A 19,029-nucleotide genomic window follows, 5' to 3' on the forward strand; every position below is an offset into this window, starting at 1 on the left:
TCCAATGATGACGGCTTCGGCCTATGCCGGCTTCGTCCGGCTCTCGGTCACAATCAGCTTGCGATAGAGATGCCAGGACGCATGGCCGAGGATCGGTATGACGACCGCCAACCCGGCAAAGATCGGGATGGTGCCGACAACGAGCAGCGCCGCCACGATCAAGCCCCAGACGGCGATCGGCACCGGATTGGTCAGCGTCGCCCGGATACTCGCATCGATCGCGGCGACGACACCAACGTCACGGTCAAGTAGCAGCTGGAACGTAACGACCGTGGTCGCCAGGGCCACGAGCGCAAAGACGAAGCCGATCAGATCACCCCAAAGCATCATCGCCATGCCTTCTCGCGTCGTCAGCACGCTCGAGACGAAGGATGAAAGCGTTGGAGGGACACCATCGCCGAAGTAGATGAAATAGATATTCCGCGCCACGAAGAGCCAGACAATGAACAGGCCGAACAGCATGAGGCCGGCAACGATGATCGACGGCAGCGCCGGTGAAAAGCGCACGTCGAACGCATGGCTCCACGACGTATCTTGCCCCTTTTCACGCCGTCGGCTGATCTCGTAGAGACCGATCGCGGCCAAGGGTCCGAGCAGAGCGAAACCGGACATCAGCGGAAACAGCAATGGCAGTAGATTCTGGTCAGTGCTCCATATCGCAAGCGCAATGCCGGCAATCGGATACATCAGGCACAAGAAGACATAATGCGATGGCTTTTCGCTGAAATCGTCAAGTCCCATTTTCAGGGCATCGACGAGATCGGCGATAGCGATCTTACGGATGGCGGGACGCGTAAAGGTGTGGTCTGCTCCAGCCATGACGTGAAAGGCCGTCATAATGCTCTCCTCCTCAACCGTGGTGCTCGGTTGGCGGTGCAAGATGGCGGCAAAACGGGTCGCCGACATCGTCATTCGCTACCGGCAGCAGTAATCATAGCAAATTTTGCCGCAATTGTCGCCTTTTCCCTTGACAGTTGAGCTCCCCTTTTCCACATCGGCGAAATCATGAAAGCCTCCGACGCAAACATCCTCATCATCCCCGGCTATACGAATTCCGGCCCCGACCACTGGCAGACCCGCTGGGAGCAGAAGCTCTCGACCGCGCGGCGCGTGGAACAGGCTGAATGGTCGAAGCCCGTGCGCGACGATTGGGTGGCCCGCATTACGGAAGAAGTGAATGCCTCGGACAAGCCCGTCGTGCTGGTCGCGCATTCCCTCGGCGTTCCCTCGGTGATCCATGCAATCCCGCATTTCCGCAACAAGGTCGCAGGCGCCTTCCTGGTCGCGCCGCCGGATGTCGCCAATCCTGGCATCCGGCCCAAGCATCTGATGACGTTCGGTCCCTACCCGCGCGATCCCCTGCCGTTCCCGTCGATCACGATTGCCAGCCGCAACGATCCCTTCGGCACTTATGAGCATGCCGACGATATTGCCAACAGCTGGGGCTCGCTCCTGATCGATGCCGGCGAATCCGGTCATATCAATACCGAATCCGGTCACGGCCCCTGGCCGGAAGGCACAATGGTCTTTTCGAAGTTTCTCAGCCAGCTGAAGCCGTAGTATTATCGCGGCGTGACGATGAATAGAGGCATGCCTCGCCTCACTAGCCTGTGAAGTACCCGGCACGTTCATTCCATCGTCAGATAAAAACCTGTAAAACAGGTCATGACTGGACCCCGAATCTGGCATTGGCACCCCGCCGAGGCCGGAATTCCGAGGAAGGAGGCGCAGGCGGATTGTGAATTCGCTTCTTATCCGTTATGGGGACGCCCACATACGATCCACTTGCGCTGTCCCATGAGCGCCAAAGACAGAGAAGAATACCAATGAACCGTCGCCGCCGTATTTACGAGGGCAAGGCCAAGATCCTTTACGAGGGGCCTGAGCCGGGCACGCTGATCCAGTTCTTCAAGGACGACGCCACCGCCTTCAACAAGAAAAAGCACGAAGTCATCGATGGCAAGGGTGTTCTGAACAATCGCATCTGCGAGTATATCTTCAGCCATCTGAACAAGATCGGCATTCCCACCCATTTCATCCGCCGCCTCAACATGCGCGAGCAGCTGATCAAGGAAGTGGAGATGATTCCGCTCGAGATCGTCGTGCGCAACGTCGCCGCCGGCTCGCTCGCCAGCGCCTCGGCATCGAGGAAGGCGTGGTCCTGCCGCGCTCGATCATCGAATTCTACTATAAGTCCGATGCGCTCGAAGATCCGATGGTCTCCGAAGAGCACATCACCGCCTTCGGCTGGGCCAATCCGGCCGAGCTCGATGACATCATGGCGCTTGCCATTCGCGTCAACGACTTCATGACCGGCCTTTTCCTCGGCGTCGGCATCCAGCTCGTCGATTTCAAGATCGAATGCGGCCGCCTGTTCGAAGGCGACATGATGCGCATCATCCTTGCCGACGAAATCTCGCCGGACTCTTGCCGTCTCTGGGATATCGAAACCCACGAGAAGATGGACAAGGACCGCTTCCGTCGCGACATGGGCGGCCTGCTCGAAGCCTATTCGGAAGTGGCTCGCCGCCTCGGCATCATCAATGAAAACGAACCCGTGCGCGGCACGGGCCCGGTTCTCGTCAAGTAAGTTCAGAAAGGACAATCGTGATCAAGGCTCGTGTAACCGTCACGCTGAAGAACGGCGTTCTCGATCCGCAGGGCAAGGCAATCGAAGGCGCGCTTGGCGCACTCGGCTTTGACGGCGTCCATCAGGTCCGCCAGGGCAAGGTCTTCGATCTCGAGCTTGAAGGCACCGACAAGAACAAGGCCGAAGCCGATCTGAAGGCCATGTGCGAGAGGCTTCTCGCCAATACGGTCATCGAGAACTTCAGCATTTCGATCGACTGATTGTCCTCTTTCGCGAGCCATTCTTCCTTTGCCCGAGGCAATGGAGTATGGCTCACGAAGCACTTCCAGCGATTATCCCTTTGCCTATTGCGGGAACAGCATCATGAAATCAGCAGTCGTCCAACTCCCCGGCCTCAATCGCGATCGCGACATGATCGCGGCGCTGACCAAGATTTCCGGCCATGCACCCGTAACTGTGTGGCAGACGGAGACCGAGATTCCGGATGTTGACCTGATCGTCATTCCCGGCGGCTTCTCCTACGGCGATTATCTGCGCTGCGGCGCGATTGCCGCCCGCATGCCGATCATGCAGGCAATCAAGGACAAGGCCGACAAGGGCGTCAAAGTCTTGGGCGTCTGCAACGGTTTCCAAATTCTGCTCGAAGCCGGCATGCTGCCGGGCGCGTTGATGCGCAACGCTTCGCTGAAATTCGTCTGCCGCGAAGTGAAGCTGGAAGTCGTCAATGCCGAAACGGACTTCACGTCCGCCTATGCCAAAGGCCAGGTCATCCGCAGCCCAGTCGCACATCACGACGGCAATTATTTTGCGGATGCTGAAACGCTGAAGGCTATCGAGGATAATGGCCAGGTGGTCTTCCGCTACGCCGAAGGCACCAACCCCAACGGCTCGGTCAACGATATTGCCGGCGTGATGAACGCCAAGGGCAACGTGCTCGGCATGATGCCGCATCCGGAAAATCTGATCGAGGCAGCCCATGGCGGCAATGACGGCCGCGGTCTGTTCGCATCCGCGCTTGGCGTGGTCGCGGCCTGATAGGCCAGCCCGCTATCAGAACCATAAAATCGGCGTTTTTGGATAGAACAGCAAGGCGCCGGAATGCGACCCGGCAGACCAGCCCTAACCGCCCCATTGGAAAGAGATTGATGCACCCTCGCCTCCTGACAGGACTTTACTCCGCCGCCTCTATCGCGATGCTTGGGCTATTGGTCACCTCTTGCGGCCCGCGTCCGCCGAGCATCATTGCGACCGATCACAGCGCCCTGTCGACGATGGAACGCATCATGCTCAATGCCAATGCCTGCTGGTTCAAGTCTTCGGATCCGGCTTTCGCGAGTTATCAGCTCGCTCCCGAGCTCAATTCCTTTACCGGTCGCCCTCGCATCCTCGTGGTCGACAAGAAACATCCGACCGGCCGGCCTTCGCTCGTCGTGCAAGCAGAAGGCAATCCTGCGCAATTGCAGGCCTTCGGCCCGATGATGTCGGGCGCCTCCGGCGGCCGTATCACGGGCGACGTCAATCGCTGGGCTAGGGGATCGAAGGCCTGCAGCTAAGCCGCAAGCCTTATCCGCGTCAACACTATCCCGCGGCGAGCACATGACGTGCCCTTTACCCGGGGAACATTGTCATGGACAGGTTTATCATCCTTTCGGGCTGCTCCGGCGGCGGCAAATCGACGTTGCTGGAAGCGCTCAAGCGCCGCGGTTATCATACCGTCGAAGAGCCGGGACGGCGCATCGTCGTCAAGGAACTGGAAGGCGACGGATCTGCCCTGCCTTGGGTCGATGCACCGGCATTTGCGCGCAGGGCAATCGCCACGTCGCTGATGGATCGTGAAGAAGCAGCGGCATTCCCCGGTCCTATCTTCTTCGACCGGGGAATGATCGACGCGGCATCGGCGCTCGAACATATGACGGGCGAGCCCGCCTTGGCGTTGCTTGGCCAACTGCACCGCTACAATAAACATGTCTTCCTGACGCCGCCCTGGCCGGAGATCTATGTCGGCGACCGGGAACGGAGGCACGATTTCTCGGCCGCCGTCGAGGAATATGAGCGGCTGACTGCCGCCTACCCGATACTCGGCTATGAGACCCACGTTTTGCCAAAGGTCAGCGTCGAGGAACGTGCCGACTTCGTTCTTTCGGTTCTCGGACTTAGCTAGGCGGCAAACTGCGTTATTATCGGGCGGGCCTACCTGGCGATGAACCCATCAAGACCGGGATCGGTTGTATAGGGACTGCCCCCTGTTATCGGGAGGGATAGGTCATCGTCGGAGGTCGTCATTTCAGCGGCAAAAACAGTTCCGCGACCGCTTCGTGCTCCGGAACCTCCGGGAAGAAGGCAAGTCGCTGGCAATAGATCGGGAAGTCACGAGCTTCCTCGCCGCTGGCCGGAAGCCAGTCGCGATAAAGATAGAGCGCGGCTGGCTCTAGATTGTCGGTGTGGCCGACCACACGCAGGACCGCGCAGCGCCCGCCGGGTATCTCACCGACGATGATCTCCCCGCCGTTCGTCTCGATCGGCTGGTCGGTCCCGACACAAAGGTCCATGCTATAGTCCGCTGGCGACGCGGGGCGCCGCTCGGAACGCCAGACATTGAAGGTCGGATTTGTCTTCGGATGCAGGCCCGCGGCCTTACGCCACGCGATGAACTGCTGGATGGTGGCGCCGATTGTCGCAGGGTCGCCCCGATGCTCCATGATCGCTACCGGCGTCACCGGCACCTCGCGGATTGTTACGTCGTCAAAGGTAAAGGTCTTCTGCATGAGCTTGCTCCTTGCGTTGTCGAAAGGCCCTAAGGCCGCAAGCCACGGCTCCCAGTCCGGAGACTTCCGGAACGACGAAGGCGATTGCCCGAACCTTTGCCGAAAGGCGCGGGCGAAGGCGTCCGGTGCGTCATAGCCGGCATCCATCGCTATGTCCGTGACGCTTTGGTCGCCCGTGTAGGCCAACCGGTGCGACGCCCGTTTCAGGCGGGCAAGCTGGATATAGCGATGTACGGACAACCCGAAGGTCGCCGTAAACTGCCGATGGAAATGGAACTTCGAAAAGGCCGCAATATCGCTCACCGTTTCCAAGTCCAGATCACTGTCAAGATGCCGGTCGATGTGGTCCAGCACTCGCAGCATTCGTGCTCGATAGTTGTGAAGCGCCGTCTTCATCGTCCCTCCTGCGTGGCCACATCAATTAGGCGTACGCAGGCATGGCGCGCTCGACCGACCTTGCTGTTCTGTCATGCTCTGCAGAATATCGCCAAGGACCGTTTACGGAGCGCGCCCCATTTGTGGATAAGCGGCATACAAGGGGCAGATCATTGTCTCGATCGATCACGACACGGACCACGACCAAGCTCCAAGTCGTGGTCGATGGCCCGGGCTTTCCGATCCCGCTCGTCTCGTCACGGCTGTGGTTGCACGTCTATGAGTTGACGCCAACCGTTCTCAATCCCAAAAGAACGACTTATTGACCTCCTTGACCGCCTGGCGGCGTGTCAGGCCTATGTCGAGCAACTGGTCATCCGTCAGATCCCTCAGAACCCGCCGTCCTTCGCGCTTCTCCCGCCAATGCAGGTAAAGTGCCCAGAGCCGACGCACTACCTGCGGCCTTGGCTGCGCCGCCGCACTCTCCATGTTCACCGAACGGGCGCCTCTAGCCTCGGTCGAACAGATTGTACCTATTGTGCTCATTTTCGTTTCCAGACGATGATGACAATTTTGATGTACCGAGCCAAATGGTACAAATTGACTCATACTCTTGACTCAACAACGGGGACAATCTAGGAAATTGTCATTATGACAAATTGGCTCCCTGACATTTCAAGCGGAACCGGCCCGGTTTACATCCGTGTGGCCGACAGCATCGAAAATGCGATCACCCATGGCGTCTTGCCGCCGGGCACCAAGCTGCCGCCGCAGCGCAATCTCGCCTATGATATCGGCGTTACCATCGGCACGGTCAGCCGGGCCTACGCCCTTGTGCATGAACGCGGCCTCGTCGCTGGCGAAGTCGGCCGCGGCACCTATGTTCTCGAGCGTTCGAACGGCAAGCAGATCGAGCCTGTCGATCCGATCACGCAGGCGCTTGCCGGTACCCGCGGTCTGAATACGCCCGACGCCAAGATCCGCTTCGACACGACGGCCGCTCCCGACATCGGCCAGGGCACGATCATCGGCAAGCTTTTCGCCGACATCAGCAGCGAGCATCAATCCGAGATATCTTCCTATTCAAGGAACTTCCCGGCAAACTGGTTTGAGGCCGGGCAGATATGGCTCGCCCGAAACGGCTGGAAGCCGGCAATCGAAACGATCGTGCCGACGCTCGGCGCGCACGCCGCCGCCATAGCAGTCATTTCCGCCGTCACCTCGCCGGGCGACAAGATCGTCTTCGAGAACCTCACCTATACGCAGATCAGCCGCGCCGCACGCCTGCTCGGAAGGCGCTCGATCCTCGTGGATTCGGACGAGCACGGGATGATCCCGGAGGATTTCGAACGTCTCTGCCAGCAGCAGCATCCGCGCCTCGCCTTTTTGATGCCGACAGCTCATAATCCCACGCTGGTGACAATGCCGGAGGCAAGACGCCGGGCGATTGCCGCCATTGCCCGCCGCCACAGCGTATGGCTGATCGAGGACGACCTCTATGGCGGCATGACCGGCGACCAGAACCCGCTGATGGCGGCCATTGCGCCTGAGCGGACGTTCGTCGTCAGCAGCTTGTCTAAATCGGTGACAGCCGGCGTGCGCGGCGGCTGGGTCGCTTGCCCGCCGCATTTCGCCCAACGCATCAAGGTTACGCACAAGATGACGACGGGCGGCTTGCCTTTCATATTGGCCGAAACCTGCGCCCGGCTCGTACTCGGCGGTCATGCCCTGGAACTGCGCCGCAAGTCCGTCGAAGAGATCAAGGCACGTGAGCAATTGGCACGTGAGGCACTATCGGGCTTCGAGTTCAATTCGCATCCGCATCTGCCATTCCTGTGGCTGAAGCTGCCGGAACCCTGGCTTTCGGGTACCTTCAAGAATGCAGCCCTCTCCGAAGGAGTGCTCATCGATGACGAGGATGAATTCAAGGCCGCCCGAATCGATAGGGTCTATCATCGCGTCCGCGTCGCCTTTTCGTCACCACCACAGCGAAAAGATGTTGCCGCCGGGTTCATGACATTACGCAGGTTGTTGGAAAACGGCTCATCGGGTTACGATAGTCACATTTAAGCAAGCCTTATCAATTTATCGACAGACATCTTGCGCAAATGTGCGTTCGTCGCCTCGACACTTAGCACGCTACCATTCTATCAATGAAAGTGAGGATTCGCCCGCTACACTAGGGGGAGCGCATGGCTATTGCAGGCTTTTTCAGCAAGCGTTTAGTTTTGAGTTTTCTGACAGTCAGTTCGATATTCGTTGCGGGTCAATCGACCGCAATCGCCGCCGACACCGTGGCGGCGGCACCCGCCCCTCAAGTCAAGATTTTCGACGAACTGCGTTTTGGCGCAAGCGGCTCCGTCCAGAGCGGCAACGAGCACGAAAGCGGCGTCTTCCCGGATGTCCAGGTTCTCTTCAATCCGTTCGGCTACAATCCGACCGCCGACTGGAAGGATCAGCTGACCCATCCTCGTATCCATGTAGGCACGTCCATTGGTACGTCGGGCTCCGCGACGCAGGTCTATGGTGGCCTTTCCTGGACGCTCACGAATAGCAACGGCATCTTCACGGAACTCGGCTTCGGCGGCACGGTGCACACCGGCAACCTGGATGACTGGCGAGAGCACGGTCCGATGCTCGGCTGCCGCCTGCTCTTCCACGAATATGCCGGCCTCGGCTACAATTTCGATAATCATTGGAACGTAATGGCGCAGATCGCGCACTCGTCCCATGCCAATCTTTGCGATGGGCCTAATGGCGGCATGACGCGCGCCGGCATCATGGTCGGCTATAAATTCTAACCTTGCGAAACGGCCGCCCATGGCCGCACGCTTGATTTTCGCTGCATCTACACCGGCGTGTTGTGAACGCCGGTGATTTTCCTGTCGCACGACAAGGAGAGTTGCGCTAAAGAGACCCCGATCCCTGACCGGTCTTCAAACCCTTTACAGGCAAGGACACTCGAGCGCCCATGACCATTTCCAATACGATCCAGATCACCCCCGAGCTGATTGCCGCCCACGGCCTCAAGCCGGATGAATATCAGCGCATTCTGGATCTGATCGGCCGCGAGCCCACGTTCACCGAGCTCGGCATCTTTTCGGCCATGTGGAACGAGCATTGCTCGTACAAGTCCTCCAAGAAGTGGCTCCGCACCCTGCCGACCAAGGGGCCGCGCGTCATTCAGGGGCCGGGCGAGAATGCCGGCGTTGTTGACATCGATGACGGCGATTGCGTCGTCTTCAAAATGGAGAGCCACAACCATCCGTCCTACATCGAGCCGTATCAGGGTGCTGCCACAGGCGTCGGCGGCATCTTGCGCGACGTCTTCACCATGGGTGCTCGCCCGGTCGCTGCCATGAATGCCTTGCGCTTCGGTGAACCGGATCATCCGAAGACCCGCCACCTCGTCTCCGGCGTCGTTGCCGGTGTTGGCGGCTATGGCAATTCCTTCGGCGTTCCGACTGTTGGCGGCGAAGTCGAGTTCGATGCGCGCTACAACGGCAATATCCTGGTCAACGCCTTTGCGGCCGGTCTTGCCAAGTCCAATGCGATCTTCCTTTCGGAAGCCAAGGGCGTTGGCCTGCCGGTCGTCTATCTCGGCGCCAAGACCGGCCGTGATGGCGTCGGCGGCGCGACCATGGCGTCTGCCGAATTCGACGAATCGATCGAGGAAAAGCGCCCGACCGTTCAAGTCGGCGACCCCTTCACCGAAAAGTGCCTGCTGGAAGCCTGCCTGGAACTGATGCAGACGGGCGCCGTTATCGCCATCCAGGACATGGGTGCGGCTGGCCTTACCTGCTCCGCCGTCGAAATGGGCGCCAAGGGCGACCTCGGCATCGAGCTCGATCTCGACAAGGTGCCGGTGCGCGAAGAGCAGATGACGGCCTATGAAATGATGCTGTCGGAAAGCCAGGAACGCATGCTCATGGTGCTGCAGCCAGAAAAGGAAGCCGTCGCCAAGGCGATCTTCGTCAAATGGGGCCTGGATTTCGCCATCGTCGGCAAGACGACCGACGATCTTCGTTTCCGGGTCATCCATCAGGGCGAGGAAGTCGCTAACCTGCCGATCAAGGATCTCGGTGACCAGGCTCCGGAATATGACCGTCCGTGGCGGGAATCCGACAAGCGCGCCGCCCTGCCCGCTGATCTGGTTGCCGCGCCGGAAGATTATGGTCAGGCTTTGCTGAAGCTCGTTGGCTCCGCCAACCAGTCCAGCCGCCGCTGGGTCTACGAGCAGTACGATACGCTGATCCAGGGCAATTCGCTGCAGCTCCCAGGCGGCGACGCCGGCGTCGTCCGCGTCGAAGGCCATGCGACCAAGGCTCTCGCCTTCTCCTCCGACGTCACGCCGCGCTATGTCGAGGCTGATCCCTTCGAAGGCGGCAAGCAGGCCGTCGCCGAATGCTGGCGCAACATCACCGCAACCGGTGCCGAGCCGCTAGCCGCGACCGACAATCTGAACTTCGGCAATCCGGAAAAGCCCGAGATCATGGGCCAGTTCGTTGGCGCCATTAAAGGCATCGGCGAAGCCTGCCGCGCGCTGGATTTCCCTATCGTCTCCGGCAATGTCTCGCTCTACAACGAGACCAATGGCATCGCGATCCTGCCGACCCCGACCATCGCGGGCGTCGGCCTACTGCCGGATTGGAAGGCCATGGCCCGCATCGGCTCCGCTTCGGAAGGTGACCACGTTTTGATGATCGGTGTCGACGGCAGCCATCTCGGCTCCTCGATCTATCTCCGCGACATCCTCGGCTCAACCGACGGCCCGGCTCCGGAAGTCGATCTCTTTGCCGAGCGCCGCAACGGCGATTTCGTCCGCTCCGCCATCCGCAACGGCCAGGTCTCGGCCTGCCACGACATATCGTCCGGCGGACTGGCGTTGGCACTCGCAGAAATGGCGATGGCATCCGGCAAGGGCCTGAACATTGATCTCTCCGAACACAAGACCCTGCCACATGCCGCCCTCTTCGGCGAGGATCAGGCCCGTTATGTTGTCGCCGTACCGGCCGATGTCGCCGATTTCGTCTGCATCAATGCTGAAAGCGCCGGCGTGCCCTTCCGCCGTCTGGGAACGGTCGGGGGCGATGCACTCGTTATCGATGGGTTGTTAACGCTTCCGGTTGAACAGTTGCGTGAGGCGCATGAATCGTGGTTTCCTGCCTTCATGGATGGCAGCGCTCTCGCCGCCGCTGAATAATCGAGGTACCACTCATGCCAATGAACCCCGGCGATATCGAAGATATGATCAAGGCGGGCATTCCCGGCGCCAAGGTGACAATTCGCGACCTGGCCGGGGATGGCGATCACTATGCAGCCGAAGTTGTCGCGGAAGCCTTCCGCGGCAAGAGCCGCGTGCAGCAGCACCAGATGGTCTATGATGCCCTGAAGGGCAATATGGGCGGTGTTCTGCACGCCCTCGCGCTGCAGACGTCAGCGCCCGACTGAGAGCGCCTGCGCCGCTTCGCCGGAGTTGAAGCTCAGCTCCGGCAATCTCTTCACTGAGAATTCAGCGAAATCCGCAGCCGGCAACGGACCGGCCGTCATCAGCGTGAAATCGAAGAAGGCCCTGAGATCGGGACCGAGCACATATTGCCGGTGAACTCGCAGGAAATCCCGCTTGATCTTCTTGTAATGCTTTTCCGACAGCATCTGCTTGAAGCGCACGAAGAGGATCGAAGCCTGCCGGACATCCTCATGGCCGCAAACAGCCGCGACTTTCGCCTTATAAAAATGGATTGCGTCGGTCAGGCAGTGAACGTCGAGCCAGAAGATGTCCTTGCAGCGCGCGATCAATCCGACGCGTGAGCGCAACACCTTTGCCGGCCGCATGAGAGCACATTGCAGGATGGCACTGCCAAGGGTCGTAAACACCACGCGCTTGCTTTGCAGCAGGTCCGGCTCGCGCTCCAGCAACAAGCCGACCACGTGAGCTGCCACGGACGAGCCCATGCTATGCGAGGAGATGACGAACTCTTCGACGTCGGGCTCATCCAAGGCTTGCCGGACGCTGACGGCGCCGGCTTCCAGCCACTGTTCTGCGCCTATTCCGTTCAAACCCGCTATCGCAACCGCCATCTCCCAATCGGAAAAGAGATGCAGAGTATGCAGCTTTTCGGCTTGCGGCAGGAAAACATAGACGAAAAAGGCGATTGCGAGCGCGATGCTGCCGATATGGCTCCAGGCCGGCAGCCCGAAAAGGATCGGTGCAAACGCGATCGACAGGCTGAGAATCAGCCCCGCAAGCATCAGCAGAAAGGGAAAGATAAAGAACAGGCCGAAGCGCCATGCATGACGGAAATAGCCGGTCATGCCGCCCGAAGCGGCAACTTTTGCAGCAGCGAGGTAGCCCTGCATCAACCGTGTGAAGAATGGCCTCCCATTCAGCGTGGCAACCAGATCGTTATGATCGACGATATGAATGCGGCTTTGCGTATGCCAGCCTGCAGCCGTCGCCGTGACATCGAAATACGGCGCACGGCCGAAATTCTTCATTTCGTCCACCGACGCGGTGAAATCCCAGGCGGCAGCGCTCTGTCGCGCAGAACGCTCGTAACGAGCCCGGTGTGCGGCAGCGTCCAGCGGCTCGAAGCCAGGGAAGTGGAGAACCACCCTCTTCTTGATAGGATTCATATTGTAGTCTGTCCCCGAGGCGCGCCGATAGTACTGATAAAAACTGCAGATGGCCATGATCATGGACTGTCGGCTTTTTCATGGCGGAGCAGCATGATCTGTTGAAAATAGCAACAGTGGAATAAGTGTTGACGAATAAGGCTTTAAGCGGACAGGAATCTGCTCACAAAAATCCTGCCGCCATCGCGTATTGCTGCGGCAACAGCATTGTCTCAGCATTCATGGCGAGGATATGGAGAAGCCTCGGCACATGAGTCTACCGGTGGAGCAATCATGATTTTTTCGGCGATAGGAGACGCCACCCGCTGCTGTGTCGGCGCGGTCGCGGCACGATAGCCGAAAGCGATGCTCAATATAAGGACGATGGCACTGACGGTCACGGCGCTATTCAGGATCGATGCTCTTGGCGTGCGCACGTGCTCGAAATATTCCCGCTCGCCTTCGCTGGTGTCTTCAGAGCTATAAAATTCGCGCTCTTCACCAACCTGCCCGTCTGAATAATGGTGGTGGCTCATGGTGTCCGCTCCCTCAAAATGCGACTGCAATGCTCACAAGGGACCGATACGCGCCAAATCGCATCAATCGAAACACTTTTACAAACATACCGATCGTTTGTAAATTAGATAGCAGACTACTATTAACCGTCCCTTGCTTCACATTCATGTGTGTTGTTCAGGCACGGAGTTGAAGTGTCGTTTTCAAAACGCACTATTCAGAAAATCAGCTCAATAGGTCATATTCACTGTGGTCTCAGGCGGTAAAACCGCGAGTCCATTCATGCGATGAAAAAAACGATGCGTATGTTTTGCGGCTGGAAATCTTGTCGGCTGCTTGCTATTTAAGGGACAGATGTAACGCTGCGGGCCTTGACCCCGCATGTGAAAGGAACTGGACAATGAGCGGCATTCACGAATTCATCGATAATGAAGTTAAGAACAATGACGTCGTTCTTTTCATGAAAGGCACGCCCCAGTTTCCGCAGTGTGGCTTCTCCGGCCAGGTGGTCCAGATTCTCGACTATATCGGCGTCGACTATAAGGGCGTCAATGTCCTTGCCGATGCAGAGATTCGCCAGGGCATCAAGGACTATTCCAACTGGCCGACCATTCCGCAGCTTTACGTGAAGGGCGAATTCATCGGCGGCTGCGATATCGTGCGCGAGATGTTCCAGGCGGGCGAGTTGCAGCAACACCTTCAGGAACACGGCATCAGCGTTCGCGGCGCCGCCTGACCGGGCACCGGGCTACTCGTCCGGTTTCCATAGTTAAATTTGATCAATTGGGCGCTGCCGCCGGGCGGCGCCTTGACATGTTTATGGGAATAAAACCGTGACGACTTCATCCCAGGCCATGTCCCAGGGGCAGCTGCCCATGGGCAAACGCGAGTTCATCGTACTCGCGGCCTTTCTGATGGCGATCAATTCGCTTGCCATCGACATCATGCTCCCCGCATTGCAGCAGATCGGTTCCAGCCTCGGCGTGATGAACGAGAATCATCGGCAATATGTGGTGACGGCCTATCTGATCGGCTTCGGCTCGGCGCAGCTCATCTACGGCCCCTTGTCGGATCGCTTCGGCCGCCGCCTACCCCTGCTGATCGGCCTGACCGTTTACGTCATCTCCGCGTTCGGCATTGCCCTTATCCCGTCTTTTGCCGGCCTCCTCGCGCTCCGCTTCATTCAAGGTCTAGGATCGGCGGCGACGCGCGTCATTACCATTTCCATCGTCCGTGATGTCTTCGGCGGCCGCCTGATGGCCGAAGTGATGTCGCTCATCATGATGGTGTTCATGATCGTGCCAGTCATCGCGCCGGGAAGCGGTCAGATCATCATGCTCATCAGCACCTGGCACATGATCTTCGTCTTCATCGGCACCATGGCGACGCTCGTCGGTCTCTGGATGTATTTCCGGCTTCCGGAGACATTGAAGCCGGAAAATGTCCGTCCGCTGACTATCAGATCGGTAGCCTCCGGCTTCAGGATGGTTCTGACAAACCGTGTAGCGCTCTGTTACACCTTGGCCAGCACGTTCCTGTTCGGAGCGCTGTTCGGCTTCATCAATTCGGCGCAGCAGATCTATAGCGGCATTTACGGGTTGGGCGTGTACACGCCGGTTGCCTTTGGCGGCGTTGCGCTTTTCATGGCGCTGTCCTCCTTCATAAACTCACAGCTCGTCGGCCGCTTCGGCATGCGGCGGCTTTCCCATGCGGCATTGCTCGGCTTCTCCTTCATCACCTTCATTTGGATGCTGGTGCAGCTCTATGGCCCGGCACCGATGCCCTTCCCACTGTTCATGCTGTTTTTCGCGCTGGCAATGTTCCAGTTCGGCTGGATCGGCTCGAATTTCAATTCTCTTGCCATGGAGCCGCTCGGCCATGTCGCCGGCACCGCCTCCTCGGTGCTCGGCTTCATGAGCACGGTCGGCGGCGCCTCGATTGGCGCCGGTATCGGCCAGTATTTCAACGGTACGGCAACGCCGATGGTCATCGGTTACTTCACCGTTTCGCTGATCGGTCTGGTGTTCGTGGTGATCGCCGAAAGGGGGCGCCTCTTCCGCCCGCACAATGCGCCGCCTCCGGCCGATCAGTCTCTCGCTTTACATTGACAGGCATATTCGAATGACAACCCCGCCTCAATCACAGTCGCCGGCTCAGCCGCCGATGCAGTCCGGCTCCAGCCGCATCGGTCTTGGCATCGTGGAATTCATCCTCACGATCGCCTTGATGACTGCCAGCATTTCCATGGGCATCGACAGCATGCTGCCGGCGCTGCCGAATATCGGCCAGTCGCTTAATGTCGCCAATCCGAACGACATCCAGCTCGTCATAGGCGTCTATTTCCTCGGATTCGGCGTCTGTCAGCTTTTCTTCGGCAGCCTGTCGGACACCTATGGCCGACGATACATCCTGCTTGGCGGTCTTGCCTTCTATACGGTGACCCTGTTTGCCGCCGCCTGGAGCGGCAGCCTGTTTGCCTTGCTTGCCATGCGCTTTGCCCAGGGCGTCGGCGCTGCGGCCGTGCGCATCACGACGCTCGCCATCGTCCGCGATTGCTTCGGCGGTCGCGAAATGGCCCGCGTCATGTCCTATGTCATGATCGTATTCATGATCATGCCGATGGTCGCGCCCTTCGTCGGTCAGATGATCGTTGCCTATTCGAACTGGCAATGGATCTTCATCCTGCTCGGCATCGTCAGCGCCGGCCTCTTCCTGGTCGCTTTCTTCCGTATGAAGGAGACGCTGCCCGCTGAAGAGCGCCTGCCGCTTTCTGTTTCGTCGGTTCTTTCGGGCTTCAAGACGGTGCTGACCAACCGCATCACCTGCGGCTACATGATCGGGCTGACGCTATATACCGGCATTATCTGCGCCTACATCGTCTCCGTGCAGCAGGTCTTCGGCGAAGTCTACGGCCTTGGGGACACGTTCCCGATCGCCTTCGCGGCAACGGCAGCCGGCACCGCCGTCGCACAATTTGCCAATGGCTATTTCGTCCGCAGCTTCGGCATGCGCCGTATTTCCCATGCCGCCATGATCGTTTTCACCGTTTTAGGCGCCATCGGCTACATCGTCGGCATGTTCGGCCAGCCGAGCTTCACCTTCATTTATGTACTGATCTCGGTCATGCTGATGATGTTCGCCGTCATCACCACCAACTGCATGGCCATCAGCCTGGAGCCGATGGGACACCTGGCGGGAACGGCAGCCGCCATCACCAGCTCGGTCTCCACGACAGTCGGCGTCCTGCTTGGCGGCGTCGTCGGCCAGATGTTCGATGGCACGGCACAGCCGCTGCTTGCTGGCTTCACGGTATTTGGCGCGCTGTCGATCGTTGCGACGCTATGGGCTGAAAAGGGCAAGCTCTTCACCCATCCTGGCGATACCCGGCGCTGGAGCCCGGAATTGGGCACGTCTGAACGACGTTGCCTGCCGTCCTCACATGCCGCTGCGCGGCCGGCGGACCCAGCGCAGTGCCGCGGCGATCGCGAGCCCGAACAATGGCCAGATCGCCCACGGTGTGCCCTGCCAGGCGAAAAGATTGATCGTCACTAGGCCGATGCCGGTAATGACAAGGCCGGCAATCGCCATATCGATCTGCTTGTTGCTGCGAACGTAGCGAAACGTCGCAACCCATAGAATGGCGAGTATGGGCCATTTTGCCCAGAACTCACCGTGCCAAGTCAGGCCGTTGAGTATGGCAAGCCCGATGCAGACGACAAGCGGCGCGGCGTAGCTCCGGCGCCAGTCTTGCAACGCGGGTTCCTGCGCTACAGGCTCGGGCGCCCGCGCAGGAGCCGGCTTCGGAGCCGAGTGATAATCCGCTGTAGTGTCGACAACCTGCACGCCGCCGATCCGCACCGCATAGCTCGGCACGCCGCCTTCGATGTTTTTGACCTCGAGCTGCCCGAGAAAATCGAAACCGACCGCCACCTTGTTGCGGACCTGATCATAGACGGTGTTGGAAATGACGATGCCACCTGGAGCGGCGCGCGACTGCAGCCGAGCTGCAATATTGACGCCGTCTCCATAGAGATCGTCGCCATCGGCGATCACATCACCGAGATTGAGGCCGATGCGAAAGAGCATCTGCTTGTCGGGATTGATTACGGCATTGTAGCCGGCAAGCTCGTTCTGCGTGTCGATCGCCGCGCGCACGGCCTCGACGACGCTTGGAAACTCGGCGAAGACGCCATCGCCCCAGGTGTTGATGACCCGACCGCCATGGGCTTCGATCAGCCTTTTCATCGCATCGCGGTAACGACGAAGGGTTGAAAGCGTCCCCTCCTCGTCCTTTCCCATGAGGCGCGTATAATCCTGCACATCGGCGCAGAAAATGGTGGTCAGCTTGCGGCTCGTCTCGGACATCTGTCTCATCCCCGCGGCAAGCGCCGACCAAGGCTCTTGCCTGTTGGAGCAAAGATAGCCCTCCAACCGTTACTTTCCAAGAGGCCTCGCCGGCTATCGTGGCCTGGTTCACCTCAAAGAGTGAAGACTTCGCACCGCAACAGCTCCCAGGTATCCTTGTCCGCCGCAACCAGCAGCCCGCCGTCGAGGTGATGCGGCAAATAGGGCGAACCGTCGAAACGGCGAACATAGGCGCCGGATTCGGCAGAGATCAGCGATCCCGCCAGATGATCCCAGGGCATCAGCTTGTTGTACATGAGATAGTGTACATAGCCGCCCGCGAGCGTGCGGTACTCATGCGCCGCGCAGCGATAGCAGGTCGTGTAGCGCACCTTGGCGAGATTACCCATGATCTCCGCGCGCTTTTCCTTGGGCAGAAAACCGGTGGCCGCCATGCCGACCAGCTCTTCCAGCGGGACGGACGGAGCAACGTTGAGACGTAGCGTCTCGCCGTCCGGCCGCCGCAGCCATGCGCCGCTGCCCCGTTCCGCCAGCACCCAGTCGTCGCCCATCGGGTCGAAAATGATGCCGGCAACGGTTTCTCCCTTCGAGACCACCGAAGCCATAACGCCGAAGGCTGGAATGCCCGCAGCAAAGTTGAACGTGCCGTCGACGGGATCGACGATGATGGCGAGATCGGCATCCTGCAGCTTCTTCAGTAGCGACGGGTCGGCCGCAACCGATTCCTCGCCGATGAACAGCGCTTCGGGCCAGAGGCGCGAAACCTCTGCCTTGATCATGCGCTCGGCCCGCTCGTCGGCTTCCGTCACCAGATCCGTCGCCTCGCTCTTGGCGCGGATATCGTCGCTGCCGAGCCTGCGAAAACGCGGCAGGATCTCCGTCTGCGCCGCGCGGCGCAGCACATGAGCAAGCGTGGTAACGTCAACGAGCGATGTCATGCTTTTTCCTTTCGCGTCAGGCGCCGATGATCTCACGGCGGATCATCCGCCAGCTTTCCTCGTCAGGCGCAGAAATGATGCCGCCGGTCGTTTCGCCGGGCTTGTAGGGCGTACCATCGAATTTGGCGGTATAGCCGCCCGCTTCCTGATGCGCCAGCACGCCGGCCAGATGATCCCACGGCATCAATTTGGAATGGCCGATGAAATGCCATTTGCCCGACGCCACCATCCAATATTCGTAAGCCGAGCAATTGAGCGAGAAAGCCATACGGGTCTTCGATAGATTGCCGCAGATGCGTGACCGCTCGGGCTCATCCATATGCCCCCAGGAAATGGCGCCCGTCATCGCGTTCAAAGGCGCCGGCGCGGCGACGGCAAGCCGCCTCGCCTGCCCGGTTTGCCGGCGCAGGAAAGTGCCGCCGCCTTTCATGGCGGTCAGGGTGTCGCCAAGCACGGGATCGTGGATGATGCTCGCGATCGTCTCGCCATTGGCGATGACGGCGACAATCGTCCCGAAGACAGGCAGTCCGGCCGCGAAATTGAATGTGCCGTCCACCGGGTCGATGGTGAAAGCCAATTCCGCATGCGCCAGCGCCGGCACGACGGACTTGTCGGCCTCATAGGCTTCTTCGCCCACGATGACGGCCTTTGGAAACCGTGTCTTCAACGCCGCGGTGATGTGCCGCTCAGCCAGAAGATCAGCATCCGTCACGAGGTCGATAGCCGAGGTCTTTTCCGATACATCGCCGGCATCCAGATTGCGGAAGCGCAGCATGATTTCCTTTGACGCCGCTTCGGCAACGATCGTCATCACATAGTCGAAATCAGCATCGGAGAAATTCATAGGAAGCCTCTGTTTTGAAAG

Annotated in this window: 19 protein-coding genes and 2 pseudogenes; 13 read left to right on the plus strand and 8 right to left on the minus strand. The window is 59.3% G+C overall.

The window, feature by feature from the left end:
- Positions 1 to 21 precede the first annotated feature (21 nt).
- Positions 22 to 837 (minus strand): DUF2189 domain-containing protein, encoded by an 816-nt coding sequence (locus ACK83U_RS07565; protein ID WP_112606500.1) that lies wholly within the window; start codon positions 835 to 837, stop codon positions 22 to 24.
- A gap of 168 nt (positions 838 to 1,005) precedes the next feature.
- Between ACK83U_RS07565 and ACK83U_RS07570 the strand changes: the two genes are divergently transcribed.
- The 6 genes and pseudogenes from ACK83U_RS07570 to ACK83U_RS07595 all read left to right on the plus strand — a co-directional run bounded on the left by ACK83U_RS07570 (position 1,006) and on the right by ACK83U_RS07595 (position 4,751).
- A complete protein-coding gene (locus ACK83U_RS07570) occupies positions 1,006 to 1,560 on the plus strand; it encodes an RBBP9/YdeN family alpha/beta hydrolase (RefSeq protein ID WP_112606417.1) in 555 nt (184 codons plus the stop codon).
- A gap of 266 nt (positions 1,561 to 1,826) precedes the next feature.
- Positions 1,827 to 2,590, plus strand: a pseudogene (gene purC / locus ACK83U_RS07575) (phosphoribosylaminoimidazolesuccinocarboxamide synthase).
- Positions 2,591 to 2,607: 17 nt separating this feature from the next.
- A complete protein-coding gene (gene purS, locus ACK83U_RS07580; RefSeq protein WP_015340040.1) occupies positions 2,608 to 2,850 on the plus strand; it encodes a phosphoribosylformylglycinamidine synthase subunit PurS in 243 nt (80 codons plus the stop codon).
- Between the two features lie 103 nt (positions 2,851 to 2,953).
- Positions 2,954 to 3,625 carry a phosphoribosylformylglycinamidine synthase subunit PurQ gene (gene purQ, locus ACK83U_RS07585; RefSeq protein ID WP_112606415.1) on the plus strand — a complete coding sequence of 224 codons (672 nt, stop codon included), beginning with the start codon at positions 2,954 to 2,956 and terminating at the stop codon, positions 3,623 to 3,625.
- 110 nt (positions 3,626 to 3,735) lie between these two features.
- A complete protein-coding gene (locus tag ACK83U_RS07590; RefSeq protein ID WP_112606413.1) occupies positions 3,736 to 4,143 on the plus strand; it encodes a hypothetical protein in 408 nt (135 codons plus the stop codon).
- A gap of 74 nt (positions 4,144 to 4,217) precedes the next feature.
- The gene (locus ACK83U_RS07595) at positions 4,218 to 4,751 is read left to right on the plus strand and encodes an AAA family ATPase (protein ID WP_112606411.1); all 534 of its coding nucleotides are present in this window, start codon (positions 4,218 to 4,220) and stop codon (positions 4,749 to 4,751) included.
- A gap of 118 nt (positions 4,752 to 4,869) precedes the next feature.
- Here the strand turns inward: ACK83U_RS07595 and ACK83U_RS07600 are convergent, their stop codons facing one another.
- Together ACK83U_RS07600 and ACK83U_RS07605 are read right to left on the minus strand one after the other, a co-directional pair.
- Positions 4,870 to 5,751 (minus strand): AraC family transcriptional regulator, encoded by an 882-nt coding sequence (locus ACK83U_RS07600; RefSeq protein WP_112606409.1) that lies wholly within the window; start codon positions 5,749 to 5,751, stop codon positions 4,870 to 4,872.
- Between the two features lie 279 nt (positions 5,752 to 6,030).
- Positions 6,031 to 6,276 (minus strand): DUF1127 domain-containing protein, encoded by a 246-nt coding sequence (locus ACK83U_RS07605; RefSeq protein WP_412474816.1) that lies wholly within the window; start codon positions 6,274 to 6,276, stop codon positions 6,031 to 6,033.
- Between the two features lie 105 nt (positions 6,277 to 6,381).
- On the opposite strand from ACK83U_RS07605, the gene ACK83U_RS07610 reads away from it, so the two are divergent.
- From ACK83U_RS07610 to ACK83U_RS07625, 4 genes are all read left to right on the plus strand, one after another.
- Complete coding sequence (locus ACK83U_RS07610; RefSeq protein WP_112606407.1) at positions 6,382 to 7,800, plus strand: PLP-dependent aminotransferase family protein; 1,419 nt, start codon at positions 6,382 to 6,384, stop codon at positions 7,798 to 7,800.
- Between the two features lie 122 nt (positions 7,801 to 7,922).
- A complete protein-coding gene (locus ACK83U_RS07615) occupies positions 7,923 to 8,531 on the plus strand; it encodes an acyloxyacyl hydrolase (protein WP_181476105.1) in 609 nt (202 codons plus the stop codon).
- A 170-nt stretch (positions 8,532 to 8,701) separates the two neighbouring features.
- On the plus strand, positions 8,702 to 10,933 hold the full coding sequence (gene purL / locus ACK83U_RS07620; RefSeq protein WP_112606404.1) for a phosphoribosylformylglycinamidine synthase subunit PurL: 2,232 nt from the start codon (positions 8,702 to 8,704) through the stop codon (positions 10,931 to 10,933).
- A gap of 14 nt (positions 10,934 to 10,947) precedes the next feature.
- Positions 10,948 to 11,181 carry a BolA family protein gene (locus ACK83U_RS07625; RefSeq protein ID WP_004108912.1) on the plus strand — a complete coding sequence of 78 codons (234 nt, stop codon included), beginning with the start codon at positions 10,948 to 10,950 and terminating at the stop codon, positions 11,179 to 11,181.
- Here the strand turns inward: ACK83U_RS07625 and ACK83U_RS07630 are convergent.
- Together ACK83U_RS07630 and ACK83U_RS07635 are read right to left on the minus strand one after the other, a co-directional pair.
- Complete coding sequence (locus ACK83U_RS07630) at positions 11,167 to 12,366, minus strand: hypothetical protein (protein ID WP_112606496.1); 1,200 nt, start codon at positions 12,364 to 12,366, stop codon at positions 11,167 to 11,169. The two genes, ACK83U_RS07625 and ACK83U_RS07630, sit on opposite strands and share 15 nt — an antisense overlap.
- A 212-nt stretch (positions 12,367 to 12,578) precedes the next feature.
- On the minus strand, positions 12,579 to 12,881 hold the full coding sequence (locus ACK83U_RS07635; RefSeq protein WP_112401223.1) for a hypothetical protein: 303 nt from the start codon (positions 12,879 to 12,881) through the stop codon (positions 12,579 to 12,581).
- 380 nt (positions 12,882 to 13,261) lie between these two features.
- Between ACK83U_RS07635 and grxD the strand changes: the two genes are divergently transcribed.
- The 3 genes and pseudogenes from grxD to ACK83U_RS07650 all read left to right on the plus strand — a co-directional run bounded on the left by grxD (position 13,262) and on the right by ACK83U_RS07650 (position 16,277).
- Positions 13,262 to 13,597 (plus strand): Grx4 family monothiol glutaredoxin, encoded by a 336-nt coding sequence (gene grxD / locus ACK83U_RS07640; protein ID WP_112334744.1) that lies wholly within the window; start codon positions 13,262 to 13,264, stop codon positions 13,595 to 13,597.
- A 139-nt stretch (positions 13,598 to 13,736) separates the two neighbouring features.
- On the plus strand, positions 13,737 to 14,969 hold the full coding sequence (locus ACK83U_RS07645) for a multidrug effflux MFS transporter (protein ID WP_112606494.1): 1,233 nt from the start codon (positions 13,737 to 13,739) through the stop codon (positions 14,967 to 14,969).
- A 55-nt stretch (positions 14,970 to 15,024) separates the two neighbouring features.
- A pseudogene (locus ACK83U_RS07650) lies at positions 15,025 to 16,277 on the plus strand (multidrug effflux MFS transporter).
- Between the two features lie 19 nt (positions 16,278 to 16,296).
- Here ACK83U_RS07650 and ACK83U_RS07655 read toward each other — a convergent pair.
- The 3 genes from ACK83U_RS07655 to ACK83U_RS07665 all read right to left on the minus strand — a co-directional run bounded on the left by ACK83U_RS07655 (position 16,297) and on the right by ACK83U_RS07665 (position 19,008).
- A complete protein-coding gene (locus tag ACK83U_RS07655; RefSeq protein ID WP_112606400.1) occupies positions 16,297 to 17,226 on the minus strand; it encodes an adenylate/guanylate cyclase domain-containing protein in 930 nt (309 codons plus the stop codon).
- Between the two features lie 113 nt (positions 17,227 to 17,339).
- Entirely contained in the window at positions 17,340 to 18,164 is an 825-nt protein-coding gene (locus ACK83U_RS07660) for an inositol monophosphatase family protein (protein ID WP_112606398.1), read from the minus strand.
- A 16-nt stretch (positions 18,165 to 18,180) separates the two neighbouring features.
- Entirely contained in the window at positions 18,181 to 19,008 is an 828-nt protein-coding gene (locus ACK83U_RS07665) for an inositol monophosphatase family protein (RefSeq protein WP_112606396.1), read from the minus strand.
- Between the last annotated feature and the right edge of the window lie 21 nt (positions 19,009 to 19,029).

Origin of the sequence: Rhizobium sp. WW22 (assembly GCF_047041135.1) — a bacterium.
Classification (GTDB): Bacteria; Pseudomonadota; Alphaproteobacteria; order Rhizobiales; family Rhizobiaceae; genus Rhizobium.

Bases quoted from the DNA above. Each gene is read 5' to 3' on its own strand.
- ACK83U_RS07595 (WP_112606411.1), top strand. From the start codon at position 4,218: ATGGACAGGTTTATCATCCTTTCGGGCTGCTCCGGCGGCGGCAAATCG.
- ACK83U_RS07645 (WP_112606494.1), top strand. From the start codon at position 13,737: ATGGGCAAACGCGAGTTCATCGTACTCGCGGCCTTTCTGATGGCGATC.
- ACK83U_RS07610 (WP_112606407.1), top strand. From the start codon at position 6,382: ATGACAAATTGGCTCCCTGACATTTCAAGCGGAACCGGCCCGGTTTAC.
- ACK83U_RS07590 (WP_112606413.1), top strand. From the start codon at position 3,736: ATGCACCCTCGCCTCCTGACAGGACTTTACTCCGCCGCCTCTATCGCG.
- grxD (WP_112334744.1), top strand. From the start codon at position 13,262: ATGAGCGGCATTCACGAATTCATCGATAATGAAGTTAAGAACAATGAC.
- ACK83U_RS07605 (WP_412474816.1), bottom strand. From the start codon at position 6,276: ATGAGCACAATAGGTACAATCTGTTCGACCGAGGCTAGAGGCGCCCGT.
- ACK83U_RS07635 (WP_112401223.1), bottom strand. From the start codon at position 12,881: ATGAGCCACCACCATTATTCAGACGGGCAGGTTGGTGAAGAGCGCGAA.
- ACK83U_RS07630 (WP_112606496.1), bottom strand. From the start codon at position 12,366: ATGAATCCTATCAAGAAGAGGGTGGTTCTCCACTTCCCTGGCTTCGAG.
- ACK83U_RS07625 (WP_004108912.1), top strand. From the start codon at position 10,948: ATGCCAATGAACCCCGGCGATATCGAAGATATGATCAAGGCGGGCATT.
- ACK83U_RS07565 (WP_112606500.1), bottom strand. From the start codon at position 837: ATGACGGCCTTTCACGTCATGGCTGGAGCAGACCACACCTTTACGCGT.
- ACK83U_RS07600 (WP_112606409.1), bottom strand. From the start codon at position 5,751: ATGAAGACGGCGCTTCACAACTATCGAGCACGAATGCTGCGAGTGCTG.
- ACK83U_RS07615 (WP_181476105.1), top strand. From the start codon at position 7,923: ATGGCTATTGCAGGCTTTTTCAGCAAGCGTTTAGTTTTGAGTTTTCTG.
- ACK83U_RS07655 (WP_112606400.1), bottom strand. From the start codon at position 17,226: ATGTCCGAGACGAGCCGCAAGCTGACCACCATTTTCTGCGCCGATGTG.
- purL (WP_112606404.1), top strand. From the start codon at position 8,702: ATGACCATTTCCAATACGATCCAGATCACCCCCGAGCTGATTGCCGCC.
- ACK83U_RS07660 (WP_112606398.1), bottom strand. From the start codon at position 18,164: ATGACATCGCTCGTTGACGTTACCACGCTTGCTCATGTGCTGCGCCGC.
- ACK83U_RS07570 (WP_112606417.1), top strand. From the start codon at position 1,006: ATGAAAGCCTCCGACGCAAACATCCTCATCATCCCCGGCTATACGAAT.
- ACK83U_RS07665 (WP_112606396.1), bottom strand. From the start codon at position 19,008: ATGAATTTCTCCGATGCTGATTTCGACTATGTGATGACGATCGTTGCC.
- purQ (WP_112606415.1), top strand. From the start codon at position 2,954: ATGAAATCAGCAGTCGTCCAACTCCCCGGCCTCAATCGCGATCGCGAC.